This window comes from Enterobacter sp. BNK-8, from assembly GCF_048685095.1.
Taxonomy (GTDB): domain Bacteria; phylum Pseudomonadota; class Gammaproteobacteria; order Enterobacterales; family Enterobacteriaceae; genus Enterobacter; species Enterobacter quasiroggenkampii.
Window position 1 is genome coordinate 3,807,039 of record NZ_JBLQTN010000001.1, and the last position, 14,296, is coordinate 3,821,334.

Below are 14,296 nucleotides of genomic sequence, written 5' to 3' on the forward strand. Positions count from 1 at the left end.
AAGCGCCGCCGGGCATTTAAAGGCCGCTCAGTAGCGGCTTTTTTAATGGCAAATCTGGAGAGTGGCACGCAAAAGTGGTATAACAAATCATCTGCCGTACCCTGCCTGGAGCGCATATGGAAATCACCGAACCACGTCGTTTATATCAACAACTTGCTGCGGAGCTGAAAGATCGCATCGAGCAAGGGGTCTATCTTGTCGGTGATAAACTGCCCGCCGAGCGCTTCATCGCGGATGAAAAAAGCGTCAGCCGCACCGTGGTGCGCGAAGCGATCATCATGCTGGAAGTGGAAGGCTACGTTGAGGTACGCAAAGGCTCCGGCATTCACGTCATTTCCAATCTGCCGAAACACTCGCCCGTCGCGGACGAAAGTCTGGAATTTGCCAGCTATGGTCCGTTTGAGCTGCTCCAGGCTCGCCAGCTGATTGAAAGCAACATTGCCGAATTTGCGGCGACGCAGGTGACCAAGCAGGACATCATGAAGCTGATGGAAATCCAGGAGAATGCCCGGAAGGAAAAATGTTTCCGCGATTCAGAGTGGGATCTGCAGTTCCACGTCCAGGTCGCCCTGGCAACCCAGAATACGGCGCTGGCGGCAATCGTTGAGAAAATGTGGACTCAGCGCGTTCACAACCCGTACTGGAAAAAACTGCACGACCATATCGATTCCCGAACCGTCGACAACTGGTGTGACGATCACGACCAAATCCTTAAGGCGCTGATTCGTAAAGATCCGCATGCCGCTAAGCTGGCGATGTGGCAGCACCTGGAGAACACCAAGCAGATGCTGTTCAATGAAACCAGTGACGACTTCGAATTTAACGCTGACCGCTATCTTTTCGCCGATAATCCCGTTGTTCATCTCGATACGGCCCCCAGTGCCGCAAAATAGATGACCTTCCCGCTGGCAGGCGCCTCGCTGCGCCTTCTGGCTTCAATGGGTAAGCAAAACATATATAGTGTCAGCCTTTGTAAATCCCCTCGCTCACTTCCTGGGCTTACGCCAAAATCAACTCACGCCTGCAAATTCTGTGACGCAGAACGTTGGGCTTTGTTACAATTGGATTCACTTCGTTATTTTGTAAGTTAGTGCTTGCTAACCAGCCAATTAACAGGGAACCGTGTTGGCCACACCGCAATGTGTCCGCGAGCGACCATAATGAAATCACAACAATGTCGCCGTGCTGTTTGCCCCGGATAACAGGCGTGACGTTAACCGATTTCCAGGAACACTGAATGGAACTTTTGACCCAACTACTGCATGCCCTCTGGGCGCAGGACTTTGAAACGCTGGCCAACCCTTCCATGATTGGCATGCTCTATTTCGTCTTGTTTATGATCCTGTTCCTTGAGAACGGTTTGCTGCCTGCAGCCTTCCTGCCCGGTGACAGTTTGCTGGTGCTCGTCGGCGTGCTGTGTGCCAAAGGGGCGATGGCGTTTCCGCACACCATTTTATTACTGACCGTCGCGGCCAGCCTCGGCTGCTGGGTGAGTTACATCCAGGGAAGATGGCTGGGCAATACCCGGATCGTCCAGAACTGGCTCTCGCACCTGCCTGCACATTATCATCAGCGGGCGCACCACCTTTTCCATAAGCACGGGCTTTCCGCCCTGCTGATTGGCCGCTTTATCGCGTTTGTACGTACCCTGTTGCCGACCATTGCCGGTCTGTCGGGGCTGAGTAGCGCGCGCTTCCAGTTCTTTAACTGGATGAGCGGTCTGTTATGGGTGCTTATTCTGACAACGCTCGGCTATGCCCTGGGTAAAACGCCGGTCTTTATGAAATATGAAGACCAGCTGATGTCCTGCCTGATGCTGCTGCCCGTTGTGCTGCTGGTCTTCGGCCTGATCGGCTCTCTGGTCGTGCTGTGGAAAAAGAAATACGGAGCCAGAGGCTAACGATGGCTATCTCACCGCTCGCCCTGCGCCGTTTTGCCTGTGCCGTGATGACGTTGGTGGTGCTCAGCGCCATGCTGCTGGTATGGAGCGCGCTTTCGCACCAGGAATCCACGCTGGCCATTCGCCCGGTCAACCAGGGTGCCAGCGTGCCTGACGGTTTTTCTGTCTGGCATCATCTGGACGCGAACGGGATACGTTTTAAGAGCATCACCCCGCAGGACGATGTTTTACTGATCAAGTTTGATTCCCGTGCGCAAAGTGCCGCCGCAAAAGTGGTTCTCGACCGTACGCTGCCGCAGGGGTATATCATTGCTCAGCAGGAAGATGACAGCCAGCCAGCAGCCTGGCTGTCGCTGATTCGCGATACGTCGCATCGATTTGGATAATTACCAGGATTCCGAATCTTTTCACTCACTTTGGTGAATCCCCCGTTTACTTACTATGCTTAAGTACGCGGAGCACCCCTCGACTGTACTCCGCATAACTTTGGATAGCGGCTTACGCCGCAACACAATGGAAGGTTTCGATAATGAAATTCCGCATGACTCTGGCTCTGGCCCTTTTTTCTTTAAGCACAGCATCCTTCGCCAATTCTCTCTGTCAGGAGAAAGAACAGGATATACAGCGTGAGATCGGTTATGCCGAAAAGCATAACAATCAGCACCGTGTTGATGGTCTCAAAAAAGCGCTGAGCGAAGTGAAAGCGAACTGTTCAGACAGCAAGCTTCGTGCCGACCACCAGAAGAAAATCGCTGAACAGAAGGACGAGATAGCCGAGCGCCGTCGCGACCTGCAGGAAGCGAAAGAGAAAGGGGATGCGGAAAAAATTGCTAAGCGCGAGAAGAAATTGAAAGAAGCGCAGGACGACCTGAAAGCGCTGGAAGCTCGCGATTATTGAGTTAACGGAAATCTCAACAGGAGAGAATCATGTCAAAAGATACGACGTCTGAACATCTGCGCGCTGAACTGAAATCCCTGGCCGATACCCTTGAAGAGGTGCTGAACTCCTCTGCTGACAAGTCAAAAGAAGAGGTCAGCAAGCTACGCAGCAAGGCGGAGCAGGCGCTGAAAGAGAGCCGCTATCGCCTGGGTGAAACCGGTGATGCACTGGCAAAACAGACCCGCGAAGCGGCCGCGCGTGCGGACGAATACGTGCGTGATAATCCATGGACAGGCGTAGGGATTGGTGCCGCAGTCGGTGTGGTACTGGGTGTCCTGCTGACGCGTCGTTGATATGGAAGATCCTCGTCACGCACAAGGGCCTGCTAACAACGTCCTCGGCATCGGCCAGCGTATTTTAACGACGCTGGTCGGGATTGCCGAAACGCGCGTCCGGCTGGCAGTGGTCGAGCTGGAAGAGGAGAAAGCCAACCTCTTCCAGATGCTGCTGATGCTCGGACTCACCATGCTCTTCGCCGCGTTTGGTCTGATGAGCCTGATGGTGTTAATCATCTGGGCCATTGACCCGCAGTATCGTCTTAACGCGATGATTGCCACCACCGTCGTTCTACTGGTCGCCGCGTTGATTGGCGGTATCTGGACGCTGCGTAAAGCTCGTAAATCCACGTTCCTGCGCCATACGCGTCAGGAGCTGGCTAACGATCGCGCCCTGCTGGAGGATGACAAGCCGTGAGCGGTAAAGCCGAACGTCAAAAGCGAAAAGCGTACCTGCTAAGCCAGATCCAGCAGCAACGGCTGGATCTGTCGGCGAGCCGCCGCGACTGGATTGACGCGACGCGACGGTTTGACCGAGGCTGGAACACCTTCCTGAGCCTGCGTTCATGGGCGCTGGTCGGCAGCAGCGTGATGGCTATCTGGACGGTTCGTCATCCAAATATGCTGATCCGCTGGGCGCGCCGTGGATTTGGTGCCTGGAGCGCCTGGCGTCTGGTGAAAGCCACGATTCGTCAGCAGCAGTTGCGGTAGCCTTCTCGCCGGGTGGCGGCTACGCCTTACCCGGCCTACTTGCACGCGTAGGCCGGGTAAGCGCAGCGCCTCCCGGCAAAATCCTCTCCCCTCCCTTACTCAATATCTTTGAAGAAGATTGACAGTTTTCCTTGCTAACAATCGCCCACCGTCACGTTTATGATGCTCTCCATCGACAGCAACGACGCGGTATCTACCCGGAATTGCAGACAAATAACGTTCAGCCGCTGATGTGGTTTCCTGGAGAGTAAAATGAAAAAATTAGAAGATGTTGGTGTACTGGTAGCGCGTATTCTGATGCCAATTCTGTTCATCGTGGCAGGTTGGGGAAAAATCACCGGTTATGCAGGCACCCAGCAATATATGGAAGCCATGGGCGTTCCGGGGTTCCTGTTGCCACTGACCATTCTTCTTGAGTTCGGCGGCGGCCTTGCAGTCCTGTTCGGCTTCCTGACCCGCACCACCGCGCTGTTTACTGCAGGCTTCACCGTGCTGACAGCGTTCATCTTCCACAGCAACTTTGCGGAAGGCGTGAACTCTCTGATGTTCATGAAAAACCTGACCATCGCGGGTGGCTTCCTGCTGCTGGCCGTTACTGGCCCGGGCGCATACAGCATCGACCGTCTTCTGAATAAGAAATGGTAAGCACGCTATACTGAATAAACACAAAGCGAGGAGACATCTCCTCGCTTTTGCTATCTGACGGAGGAGAAAAAATGGGACAACTCGTAGACGGCGTCTGGCAGGATGTCTGGTATGACACCAAATCCACCGGAGGTCGCTTTAAGCGCTCTGTTTCGGCCTTCCGTAACTGGCTGACCGCCGACGGTGCGCCGGGCCCAAGCGGCGAAGGCGGCTTCGCGGCTGAGAAAGATCGTTATCATCTTTATGTTTCCCTCGCCTGCCCGTGGGCCCACCGCACGCTGATCTTGCGCAAGCTGAAAGGTCTCGAATCCTTCATTCCGGTTTCCGTCGTTAACCCGCTGATGCTGGAAAACGGCTGGACGTTTGACAGTGATTTCCCTGCGGCAACCGGCGACGAACTCTATCACCACGATTTCCTGTACCAGCTCTATCTGCGCGCCGATCCGCATTACACCGGTCGCGTGACCGTGCCGGTGCTGTGGGACAAGAAAAACCAGACGATTGTCAGCAATGAGTCTGCGGAAATCATCCGCATGTTCAATACCGCATTTGATGCCCACGGCGCCCGTGCCGGGGATTACTACCCGGTTGAACTGCGCGATAAGATTGATGAGCTGAACAGCTGGATTTACGACAACGTCAACAACGGTGTCTATAAGGCCGGTTTTGCCACCAGCCAGGAAGCGTATGACGAAGCGGTCGGGAAGGTGTTTGAATCACTGGAACGCCTGGAACAGATTCTGGGCCAGCATCGCTACCTGACGGGCGATCGCCTGACGGAGGCGGACATTCGCCTGTGGACCACGCTGGTTCGCTTTGATCCGGTCTATGTCACCCACTTTAAGTGCGATAAACGCCGCATCAGCGACTACCTGAACCTGTATGGTTTCCTGCGCGACATCTACCAGATGCCGGGTATCGCGGAGACGGTCGACTTCGACCATATTCGCACCCACTATTTCCGCAGCCACAAGACCATCAACCCAACGGGTATTATCTCCATCGGCCCTTGGCAGGACCTGGATGAACCGCACGGGCGCGACGTCCGTTTTGGATAAATAGTAAGGGCATCACCAGATGCCCTTTTTTAATTCACAATCTCCATCTATCCTTACCTCGATCGCTTAGAAAACAAGTGATTGACTGACTAATGAGGCAAGGAAAATGGACTGGTATTTAAAAGTACTGCGCAACTACATTGGATTTGGTGGCCGCGCCCGCCGCAAAGAGTACTGGATGTTCGTTCTGGTGAACTTCGTCCTGATTATGGTGCTGGGCATCGTGGATAAAATTCTCGGCTGGGAGCGGGCTGGCGGTGAAGGCGTACTGACCACCATCTATGGCCTGTTAGTCCTGCTGCCATCATGGGCGGTACTGTTCCGTCGGCTGCACGATACCGATCGTTCGGCGTGGTGGTTACTGCTGCTGCTGATTCCGATCGTGGGCTGGATCGTGATTTTGATCTTCAACTGTCAGAGTGGGACGCCGGGCGAAAACCGCTTTGGTCCGGATCCTAAGATCGGCGCATAAAAAAAAGCCCGGTGGCGCTTCGCTTACCGGGCCTACATGCTTATTTGTTGTGGTGCGCAAACAGCTTTGGAATTTCACGCAGGCACCACGATTTGGCTTCGCCCATGCTGTCGCGACGCCATGCCATAATGATATCCACTTCGCTGGTGTACTCCGGACTCACGACCCGCAGTCGCCCTTCCGCAATATCTTTTTCCACAAACGGGTACGGCATCGTCGCCACGCCCAGACCGGCCAGCAGCGCCTGCCGTTTGTCTTCCAGTGAGGTCACCGTCAGACGAGGCTGTTTATCCAGCAGCTGCACCGTCAGCACCGGACGCTCGCGCGCGGTATCCGCGACCGCCACGCCGCGATACTTCACGCGTGTGACTTCAGAGAGCGGCTCCGGCTCCTGGTGAATCGGGTGGTTGGGGGCGGCAACGTAGACGTTCATGACGCTGTAGAGCTTGCGCGAGTTGATTTCTGACGATGAGCGGAAGTGCATGTCCGGCGCAATAACGATATCTGCCCTGCCCGTCTCCAGACGTTCCCACGCCCCTGCCAGCACCTCGGTGATGATGGACAACTGCGTATTGGCCTTCGCCGCCAGGCGATCCACCAGCGGGAACAGCGCTTCGGTCGGGACCAGCGCTTCGGTAACTAACGTCAGATGCGTTTCCCAGCCGCGCGCGAGCGCTTCGGCGTCTGTCGTCAGCTTATCCGCCGCTTCCAGCAGCACGCGGCCGCGCTCCAGCAGCATTCGGCCCACGTTGGTGAATTTTGTTCGATGACCGGAGCGGTCAAAAAGCACCACGTCCAGCTCTTCTTCCAGCTTCTGCATGGTGTAGCTCAGCGCAGACGGAACGCGCCCCAGTTCATCGGCCGCCGCCGCAAAACTGCCGCGCCGGTCAATCGCGTCCATGACGCGAAGCGCCTCAAGCGTCAATGCTCTCTCTTTAGCCATCTCGTTCTCATTCAGGAAATTTGAACATACCAGGCAGAATATCTGGCTAACAATGAAGCGTCCATACCTTTACCATTGTTTTAGTGTAAAGAGAGGTCAAGTTTATGATTACGACAAGAACAGCTAAACAGTGCGGACAAGCCGATTTCGGTTGGCTGCAGGCCCGCTACACCTTTTCCTTTGGACACTACTTTGACCCTAAACTCCTCGGTTACGCTTCACTGCGCGTGTTGAACCAGGAAGTGCTCGCCCCGGGTGCCTCCTTCCAGCCGCGTACGTACCCGAAAGTCGATATCCTGAACCTGATCCTGGAAGGCGAGGCAGAATACCGCGATAGCGAGGGCAATCATGTCCAGGCAAAGGCTGGCGAAGCGTTGTTAATTTCCACGCAGCCGGGCATCAGCTACAGCGAGCATAACCTCAGCAAAGACAAAACGCTGACGCGCATGCAGCTGTGGCTCGACGCCTGCCCTGAGCGTGAAAATCCGCTGGTACAGAAGTTAGATTTAACGGGCGATAAGCAGCAGTTGATTGCATCGCCGGATGGCAGCAAAGGGAGCCTGCAGCTGCGTCAGCAGGTGTGGCTGCATCATATCGAGCTGAAAAAAGATGAACAGGCAAGCTTCCAGCTTCATGGTCCGCGCGCCTATCTGCAGTCCATTCACGGTACGGTGCATGCGGTGACGCACACGGAAGAGAAAGAAGCCCTCACCTGCGGCGACGGGGCGTTTATTCGTGATGAAGCGAATATCACCCTGGTGGCGGATACGCCACTGCGCGCGCTGCTGATTGATTTGCCGGTTTAGAGAATGTCCTAACCCTCTCCCAATAGGAGAGGGAACCGATCGAGCCACGGCAGAATCATCCGGCGCCGTACACGACGACGAAATCACTCAGCCAGCGCGTTAGCCATATCCGTTCTAATCTGTTTGCGCTGTTCCGGCGTTAACACCTGGCTGACGTCGAAGTAATATTTCACGCGGTAATAGCGGGTCTGCTCTTCAATTTTGCTGAATGCACTAAGCTGGCTTTTCACCGTGCTTTCGTCCCATTTACCCGCCTGGAACATGTCGATCAGCGCACCGTCCTTCACGCCCGTCATTGGGATCTTGCTGACATTTTGTTCCAGCTGCTTATGCAGATCTTCAATCTTCTTAACCTGCTCATTGCTGAGCTTCAGGTGCTGAACCAGCGGGTCCTGCGATGGAGACGGAGCAGCCTCAACGTTAGCGGCCTGCGCCGTAAAACTGCACACGGCCAGCGCGGCGGCTGCCAACGCAATACGGGTCATTTTCATCATCTTACTGTCCTTACATTCTGTTATAGGAAAAAGCAGGAGCATTGTTTTTCAAGAGCGGATGAATATGTGTGAGTAATTATATAAACAATTTTGTATGTTTAGCGGGCAAAAAAATGCCCCCTGCGTTGAGGGGGCATGAGAACTCACATTTAGATAGATTGGGTAAACGTTCGCGAAATCACATCCTGCTGCTGCTCGCGCGTCAGGGCATTAAACCGCACCGCATAGCCCGAGACGCGGATGGTCAGGTTCGGGTAGTTCTCGGGATGCGCAATGGCATCGAGGAGCATCTCCCGGTTCATCACGTTAACGTTCAGGTGCTGCCCGCCCTCAATAGACGCTTCGTGATGGAAGTACCCGTCCAGCAGCCCTACCAGGTTGGTTTTGCGCACCAGCTCGTCCTTACCCAGCGCCTGCGGCACGATGGAGAAGGTGTAAGAGATCCCGTCTTTAGCATAGGTGAACGGCAGCTTGGCGACCGACGTTAACGAGGCCACCGCCCCTTTTCTGTCGCGGCCGTGCATTGGGTTCGCGCCTGGGGCAAACGGCGTGCCGCCGCGGCGTCCGTCAGGCGTGTTCCCGGTTTTCTGCCCGTAAACCACGTTGGAGGTGATGGTCAGGATCGACTGGGTCGGTACCGCGTTGCGGTAGGTTGGCAGCGCCTGAATTTTCTTCATAAAGCGCTCCACCAGATCGCAGGCGATGCTGTCCACGCGATCGTCGTTGTTGCCGTACTGCGGATAGTCCCCTTCTATTACGAAATCGACCGCCAGACCGGTATGGTCGCGCACCGGCTTCACCGTGGCGTATTTAATGGCGGACAGGGAGTCCGCCGCTACCGACAACCCGGCAATGCCGCAGGCCATGGTACGGTAGACATCCCGATCGTGAAGCGCCATTAACGAGGCTTCGTAGCTGTACTTATCATGCATGTAGTGAATGAGATTCAGCGCGCTGATGTACTGCACCGCCAGCCAGTCCATAAAGTGATCGAGGCTCGCCATCACGGTGTCGTAATCCAGCACGTCGTCCAGCAGCGGCTCGGTTTTCGGGCCGACCTGGATCTTCAGCTTCTCGTCCACCCCACCGTTGATCGCGTACAGCAGCGTTTTGGCGAGGTTAGCGCGCGCGCCAAAGAACTGCATCTGCTTACCGATCACCATCGGGCTGACGCAGCAGGCAATCGCGTAGTCGTCGCTGTTGAAGTCGGCACGCATCAGGTCGTCGTTTTCATACTGCAGCGACGAAGTGACAATCGACACCTGCGCGGCGTATTTCTTGAACGCGATCGGCAGCTGTTCTGACCAGAGGATCGTCAGGTTCGGCTCCGGCGCGGGTCCCATGGTGTGCAACGTGTGCAGATAGCGGAAGCTGTTTTTGGTCACCAGCGTGCGGCCGTCCAGCCCCATGCCGCCGATCACTTCCGTGGCCCAGATCGGATCGCCGGAGAAGAGCGTGTCGAATTCCGGCGTGCGCAGGAAGCGCACCATGCGGATCTTCATGATGAAGTGGTCGATCAGCTCCTGCGCCTGCACCTCATTCAGGCGTCCCGACTGCATGTCGCGTTCGATGTAGATATCGAGGAACGAGGCCGTGCGCCCCAGCGACATGGCTCCGCCGTTCTGGGATTTCACCGCCGCCAGGTAGGCAAAATAGAGCCACTGCACCGCTTCCTGGGCGTTCATCGCCGGGCGTGAGATATCAAAGCCATAGTTCGCCGCCATCTGCTGGATCTGCAGCAGCGCGCGCTTGTGCTCTGCAAGCTCTTCGCGCAGGCGGATCGTCGCCTCCAGATCTTCGCCGCGCTCCAGCCTGCCCTGCAGATCGGCGAACTGAAGTTCACGCTCGCGTACCAGATAGCGGATGCCGTACAGCGCCACGCGGCGGTAATCGCCGATGATGCGCCCGCGCCCGTAGCCGTCCGGCAAACCGGTTAGCACGCCGGATTTACGGCAGCGCATCATCTCCGGCGAATAGACGTCAAACACCCCCTGGTTGTGGGTTTTGCGCAGCTCGGTAAAGAGATATTCAAACTGCGGATCCATCTCCCGCCCGTAGGCCTCAAACGAGCTGCGGATCATGTTGATCCCGCCGTACGGATGCAGGGCGCGCTTGAGCGGCTTGTCGGTTTGCAGGCCGACGATAGTCTCCAGATCCTGATCGATGTAGCCCGGCCCGTGGGCCGTAATGGTGGTGGCAATGTTGGTGTCAAAATCCACCGGGGCGTGGGTGGCATTCTCCTGACGAATGCCGACCATCACCTTCTGCCACAGCGCCGTCGTTGCTGGCGTCGCCTGCGCGAGGAAAGCTTCATCGCCGTCGTAAGGGGTGTAGTTATGCTGAATAAAATCGCGCACGTTGACGGCGTTTTTCCATTCTTCACCGCGAAACCCGGCCCATGCGTCGCTGTAGGGGGCGACGCCCGTATCGATTGTTACGTTCATGTGTTTCTCGCTTTATCAGGCGTAAGCCGCAGCCGGGGTAACCTTCCCAAGACGGAGGGCGTCCAGCGCGATCATTTTTTCTTCGTTGGTAGGGATCACCGCGCAGGCCACGCGGGACGAATCGGTGCTGATGACGCGCTCACCCGCGCTGCCCGGCAGGGCATTTTTGGCGTCGTCGAGGATGACGCCAAACACCTTCAGGCGTTCAGCCACCAGGGCGCGAATCAGCGTTGAGTTTTCGCCGATGCCGCCGGTAAAGACCACCGCATCCAGGCGGTGCAGCGACGCCGCGTGCCCGGCAATGTGTCGCGCAATGCGGTGAACGAAGGTCTGGATCGCAAGCACAGCCCGCTCGTTGCCTTCATGCCAGGCTTTCTCCAGCGCCCGCAGGTCTGAAGAGATGCCGGAGATCCCCAGCAACCCGGACTCTTTGTTGACCACGCGCTCCAGATCCTCAAACGACTGACCGGTCTGCTGAGCAATCCACGCCATCGCGCCAAAATCCACGTCGCCGCAGCGCGTACCCATCATCAGTCCTTCCAGGGGGGTCATCCCCATGGAAGTATCCACGCTTTGGCCGTTGCGCACCGCGCAGATGGATGCCCCGTTGCCGAGATGGGCGATCACCAGGCCGCTGTCATCGGGGGACAGCCCGAGAAGCGAATGAGCCTGCGCGGTCACATAGCGGTGAGAGGTGCCGTGGAAGCCGTAGCGGCGCACGCCCAGCGCTTCAAAATAGCGGTACGGCAAACCGTACAGATACGCCTGCGGCGGCAGCGTCTGGTGGAAGCTGGTATCAAATACCGCGACCTGCTGCACGCCCGGGAACAGACGCTCTGCGGCTTCCACGCCGCTCAGGTTGGCGTAGTTATGCAACGGCGCCAGCGGAGAGACCTGGCGGATCTGCTCAATCACCTCTTCCGTAATCAGGGTCGACTCGCTGAAGAGGTCGCCGCCGTGCGCAATGCGGTGGCCAATTAAGGCCACGCTGCTCATCAGGTCACGCTTCTCCAGCTCCAGGGCGATGGCAGCCAGCGCCCCTTCGTAGTCCTGGTGAGCCAGTCTGGCTGGCTCACCCCCGTTCACGGAAATAAAGGCCTTTTCAGTGTTGATGCCGTCAGCAATGCCCGTCATCAGGGCGTCGCAACCGCTGGCGTCGAGCACCGAAAACTTAACAGAGGACGAACCGCAGTTAATTACCAGTACAACCGGAAACTCAATCATCATGTGACTCCGCTCTTCCTGAGCAATGGTTTAGAACAGTTTGTAAACGATATTCAGAATGGTCAGCAGGCCCACAACCGTGACGAAGATGTTCTCGGGTTTGCCCTTATATTTCGCCATGGCTGGCGCTTTGCGGATGGCGTACATCGGCAGCAGGCACAGCAGAGAGGCGATAATTGGCGCGCCCATGGCTTCGATAAGGTCGAGAATATTCGGGTTGGCGTACGCCACAATCCAGGTGGAGCCCATGATGAAGACCATGCTGATGGTGTTCAGTTTGCCGACAGAGACCTTCTTCTTATCGCCTTTGTAGCCGAACTTGAGGATCAGGCCATTCAGCCCTTCCAGCGTGCCCAGATAGTGGCCAAAGAAGGATTTGAAGATAGCGACCAGGGCAATAATGGAAGCGCCGTATTCCAGTACCGTCGCAAACGTCGATTTGGTACCGGACATCGAGGCAAAGTGGTTCGCCAGGTAAGAGAGCACCGGGATGTTCTGCGCTTTGGCATCCGCCATGTTCTGCGGAGAGAGCGTAAACAGGCAGCTAAACGCGAAGAACATCACTACGGCGACCATCAGCAGGCTGGCGCGACCGATGATTTTGGAACATTTCTGCTCGGTGAATTCTTTACCGAACTCCGGCTCGTACTCTTCGCGCTTGGAAACCACAAACGAGGAGACGATAGGCGAGAAGTTAAAGGAGAAGACCATGATGGAGATCCCCAGCCACACCGTGACCAGGATGCCGTCATGGCCGGTGAAGGCGATATCGCTCAGGTTGACCTGGTCGATCACCGCGGAGTTCCAGTAAGGGATCAGCGACAGCGAAATCAGCACCAGACTGGCAATAAACGGGAATACCAGGAAGCTCATCACCTTCACCATCAGGTCCTTACCGAACCAGATGACAAAAGCCATCAGCAGCAGCAGGAACAGCGCCACCACGCCGCGGTTCAGCGCAGGCAGCTGGAGCTGGTTTTCCCAGAAGGTCATGAAGGTGTTAGTAATGGTGACGCCGTAAATCCACAGCAGCGGGCAAATGGCAAAGAAGTAGAGGAACGTGATCACCACCCCGCCGGTTTTACCGAAATGCTCTTCCACCGTTTCGGTAATGTTGCCGGAGACGTTGCTGCCGGACAGGCAGAGGCGCGCCAGCGCGCGGTGGCAGTAAAACGCAATCGGGAACGCGAGAACCAGCATCAGCAGGATAGGGATTAATCCGCCAAAGCCTGCGCGAATGGGGAAGAACAGCACGCCTGCGCCAATGGCGGTACCAAACAGGCCAAGCGTCCAGGTGGTATCAGACTTACGCCAGGAGGACGTTTTTGTCTGGCCAACGATAATGCTTTCTGTGTTGCTCATAGGTCACCTTTAAGCGTCAACGAAGCCGGTAATTTGGGAAACACGGGAGAGATCGATATTGCCGCCGGAAATAATGCAGACGGTTTTGCGGCCCTGAATATAGTGATCCAGTTTGCCGCTTAATAACGCCGCGCAGGCCAGTGCGCCAGCGCCTTCCGTCACCACTTTATTTCGCTGAATAAGGGCAATCATGCTGTTGCGAATATCGTCTTCGCTCACCAGCACAATGTCATCGACCAGTTCACGAACGATTTCGAAGGTTAATTTGCCCGGGCGAGAGACGTCGCAGCCGTCGGCTAACGTGCCGGTGACGCGATGGTTGGTTATTTCTCCTGCCTGCCAGGAGGCTGCCATTCCGTGCACGTTTTCAGACTGTACGCCGATAATATTAATGGTCGGGTTGATGGATTTAATCGCCGTTGCAATCCCGGCAATTAAACCGCCGCCGCCGATGGGGACAATGACGTTATCCACGTCGTATAGATCTTCGAGAATTTCCAGGCCGATGGTGCCCTGACCGGCAATCACTTTGGCGTCATCGTAAGGCGGAATAAAAATACGCCCTTCCATCTCGACGATTTCGCTGACTTTGGCGATGGTGTCGTTAAAGTTCTCACCGTGCAGCACCACTTCCGCCGAGTAGTCGCGCGTCGCGGCCACCTTGGATTTTGGTGCGCCCATTGGCATCACCACTTTACCATCGATGCCGAGCATGGCGCAGGAAAGGGAAACCCCCTGCGCGTGGTTTCCCGCTGAGCAGGCGACCACGCCTTTGCGTTTTTCAGCATCGGTCAGCGAGCTTAATTTATTAAACGCGCCGCGAATTTTGAACGAACCGGTACGCTGCATGTTCTCAAACTTCAGGAATATTTCGCCCTTACAACGTTCGCTGAGATAATTCGAGCGTGGCATACCGGTTTTATATATCTTGCCTGCCAGGCGTTTTCTGGCATCCTGAATATCTTCAATGGTTACCGGGAGATCGTAAGTAATATGCATAATATCCTCGTTATAATAATTCA

The 14,296-nt window shown here is 55.9% G+C and carries 17 protein-coding genes; 11 read left to right on the plus strand and 6 right to left on the minus strand.

The window, feature by feature from the left end; translation table 11 throughout:
- The first annotated feature begins 116 nt into the window (after window positions 1-116).
- From exuR to ACMGGU_RS18430, 10 genes are all read left to right on the plus strand, one after another.
- Window positions 117-893, plus strand: a complete 777-nt coding sequence (exuR, locus tag ACMGGU_RS18385; protein WP_023615584.1) for a transcriptional regulator ExuR — start codon at window positions 117-119, stop codon at window positions 891-893.
- Between the two features lie 344 nt (window positions 894-1,237).
- A complete protein-coding gene (gene yqjA / locus ACMGGU_RS18390) occupies window positions 1,238-1,900 on the plus strand; it encodes a DedA family general envelope maintenance protein YqjA (RefSeq protein WP_023309289.1) in 663 nt (220 codons plus the stop codon).
- Between the two features lie 2 nt (window positions 1,901-1,902).
- A complete protein-coding gene (gene mzrA, locus ACMGGU_RS18395; protein ID WP_045910066.1) occupies window positions 1,903-2,286 on the plus strand; it encodes an EnvZ/OmpR regulon moderator MzrA in 384 nt (127 codons plus the stop codon).
- Between the two features lie 143 nt (window positions 2,287-2,429).
- On the plus strand, window positions 2,430-2,798 hold the full coding sequence (locus tag ACMGGU_RS18400; protein ID WP_008503142.1) for a DUF1090 domain-containing protein: 369 nt from the start codon (window positions 2,430-2,432) through the stop codon (window positions 2,796-2,798).
- A 29-nt stretch (window positions 2,799-2,827) separates the two neighbouring features.
- Window positions 2,828-3,133 (plus strand): DUF883 family protein, encoded by a 306-nt coding sequence (locus tag ACMGGU_RS18405; RefSeq protein WP_008503141.1) that lies wholly within the window; start codon window positions 2,828-2,830, stop codon window positions 3,131-3,133.
- 1 nt (window position 3,134) lies between these two features.
- A complete protein-coding gene (locus tag ACMGGU_RS18410; protein WP_014885329.1) occupies window positions 3,135-3,533 on the plus strand; it encodes a phage holin family protein in 399 nt (132 codons plus the stop codon).
- Window positions 3,530-3,826, plus strand: a complete 297-nt coding sequence (locus tag ACMGGU_RS18415; protein WP_008503139.1) for a YqjK-like family protein — start codon at window positions 3,530-3,532, stop codon at window positions 3,824-3,826. Before ACMGGU_RS18410 ends, ACMGGU_RS18415 begins: the two co-directional genes overlap by 4 nt.
- A gap of 252 nt (window positions 3,827-4,078) precedes the next feature.
- Complete coding sequence (locus tag ACMGGU_RS18420; protein ID WP_014885331.1) at window positions 4,079-4,471, plus strand: DoxX family protein; 393 nt, start codon at window positions 4,079-4,081, stop codon at window positions 4,469-4,471.
- A gap of 71 nt (window positions 4,472-4,542) precedes the next feature.
- A complete protein-coding gene (locus tag ACMGGU_RS18425) occupies window positions 4,543-5,529 on the plus strand; it encodes a glutathione S-transferase family protein (protein ID WP_420300831.1) in 987 nt (328 codons plus the stop codon).
- A 106-nt stretch (window positions 5,530-5,635) separates the two neighbouring features.
- A complete protein-coding gene (locus ACMGGU_RS18430; protein WP_023615581.1) occupies window positions 5,636-6,001 on the plus strand; it encodes a DUF805 domain-containing protein in 366 nt (121 codons plus the stop codon).
- A gap of 40 nt (window positions 6,002-6,041) precedes the next feature.
- On the opposite strand, the gene yhaJ is transcribed toward ACMGGU_RS18430, so the two are convergent.
- A complete protein-coding gene (yhaJ, locus tag ACMGGU_RS18435; protein ID WP_008503135.1) occupies window positions 6,042-6,944 on the minus strand; it encodes a DNA-binding transcriptional regulator YhaJ in 903 nt (300 codons plus the stop codon).
- A 104-nt stretch (window positions 6,945-7,048) separates the two neighbouring features.
- On the opposite strand from yhaJ, the gene ACMGGU_RS18440 reads away from it, so the two are divergent.
- Entirely contained in the window at window positions 7,049-7,750 is a 702-nt protein-coding gene (locus ACMGGU_RS18440; RefSeq protein WP_262796614.1) for a pirin family protein, read from the plus strand.
- An 83-nt stretch (window positions 7,751-7,833) separates the two neighbouring features.
- Here ACMGGU_RS18440 and ACMGGU_RS18445 read toward each other — a convergent pair whose 3' ends face one another.
- The 5 genes from ACMGGU_RS18445 to tdcB form a co-directional block, all read right to left on the minus strand.
- A complete protein-coding gene (locus ACMGGU_RS18445) occupies window positions 7,834-8,244 on the minus strand; it encodes a Spy/CpxP family protein refolding chaperone (protein WP_045371418.1) in 411 nt (136 codons plus the stop codon).
- 149 nt (window positions 8,245-8,393) lie between these two features.
- Window positions 8,394-10,688, minus strand: coding sequence for a formate C-acetyltransferase (pflB, locus tag ACMGGU_RS18450; protein ID WP_420300832.1), 2,295 nt, complete (start codon window positions 10,686-10,688; stop codon window positions 8,394-8,396).
- Between the two features lie 15 nt (window positions 10,689-10,703).
- Complete coding sequence (gene tdcD, locus ACMGGU_RS18455) at window positions 10,704-11,912, minus strand: propionate kinase (protein WP_420300984.1); 1,209 nt, start codon at window positions 11,910-11,912, stop codon at window positions 10,704-10,706.
- A gap of 30 nt (window positions 11,913-11,942) precedes the next feature.
- Window positions 11,943-13,274, minus strand: a complete 1,332-nt coding sequence (tdcC, locus tag ACMGGU_RS18460; protein ID WP_252073673.1) for a threonine/serine transporter TdcC — start codon at window positions 13,272-13,274, stop codon at window positions 11,943-11,945.
- A gap of 9 nt (window positions 13,275-13,283) precedes the next feature.
- Entirely contained in the window at window positions 13,284-14,273 is a 990-nt protein-coding gene (gene tdcB / locus ACMGGU_RS18465; RefSeq protein ID WP_023326154.1) for a bifunctional threonine ammonia-lyase/L-serine ammonia-lyase TdcB, read from the minus strand.
- Between the last annotated feature and the right edge of the window lie 23 nt (window positions 14,274-14,296).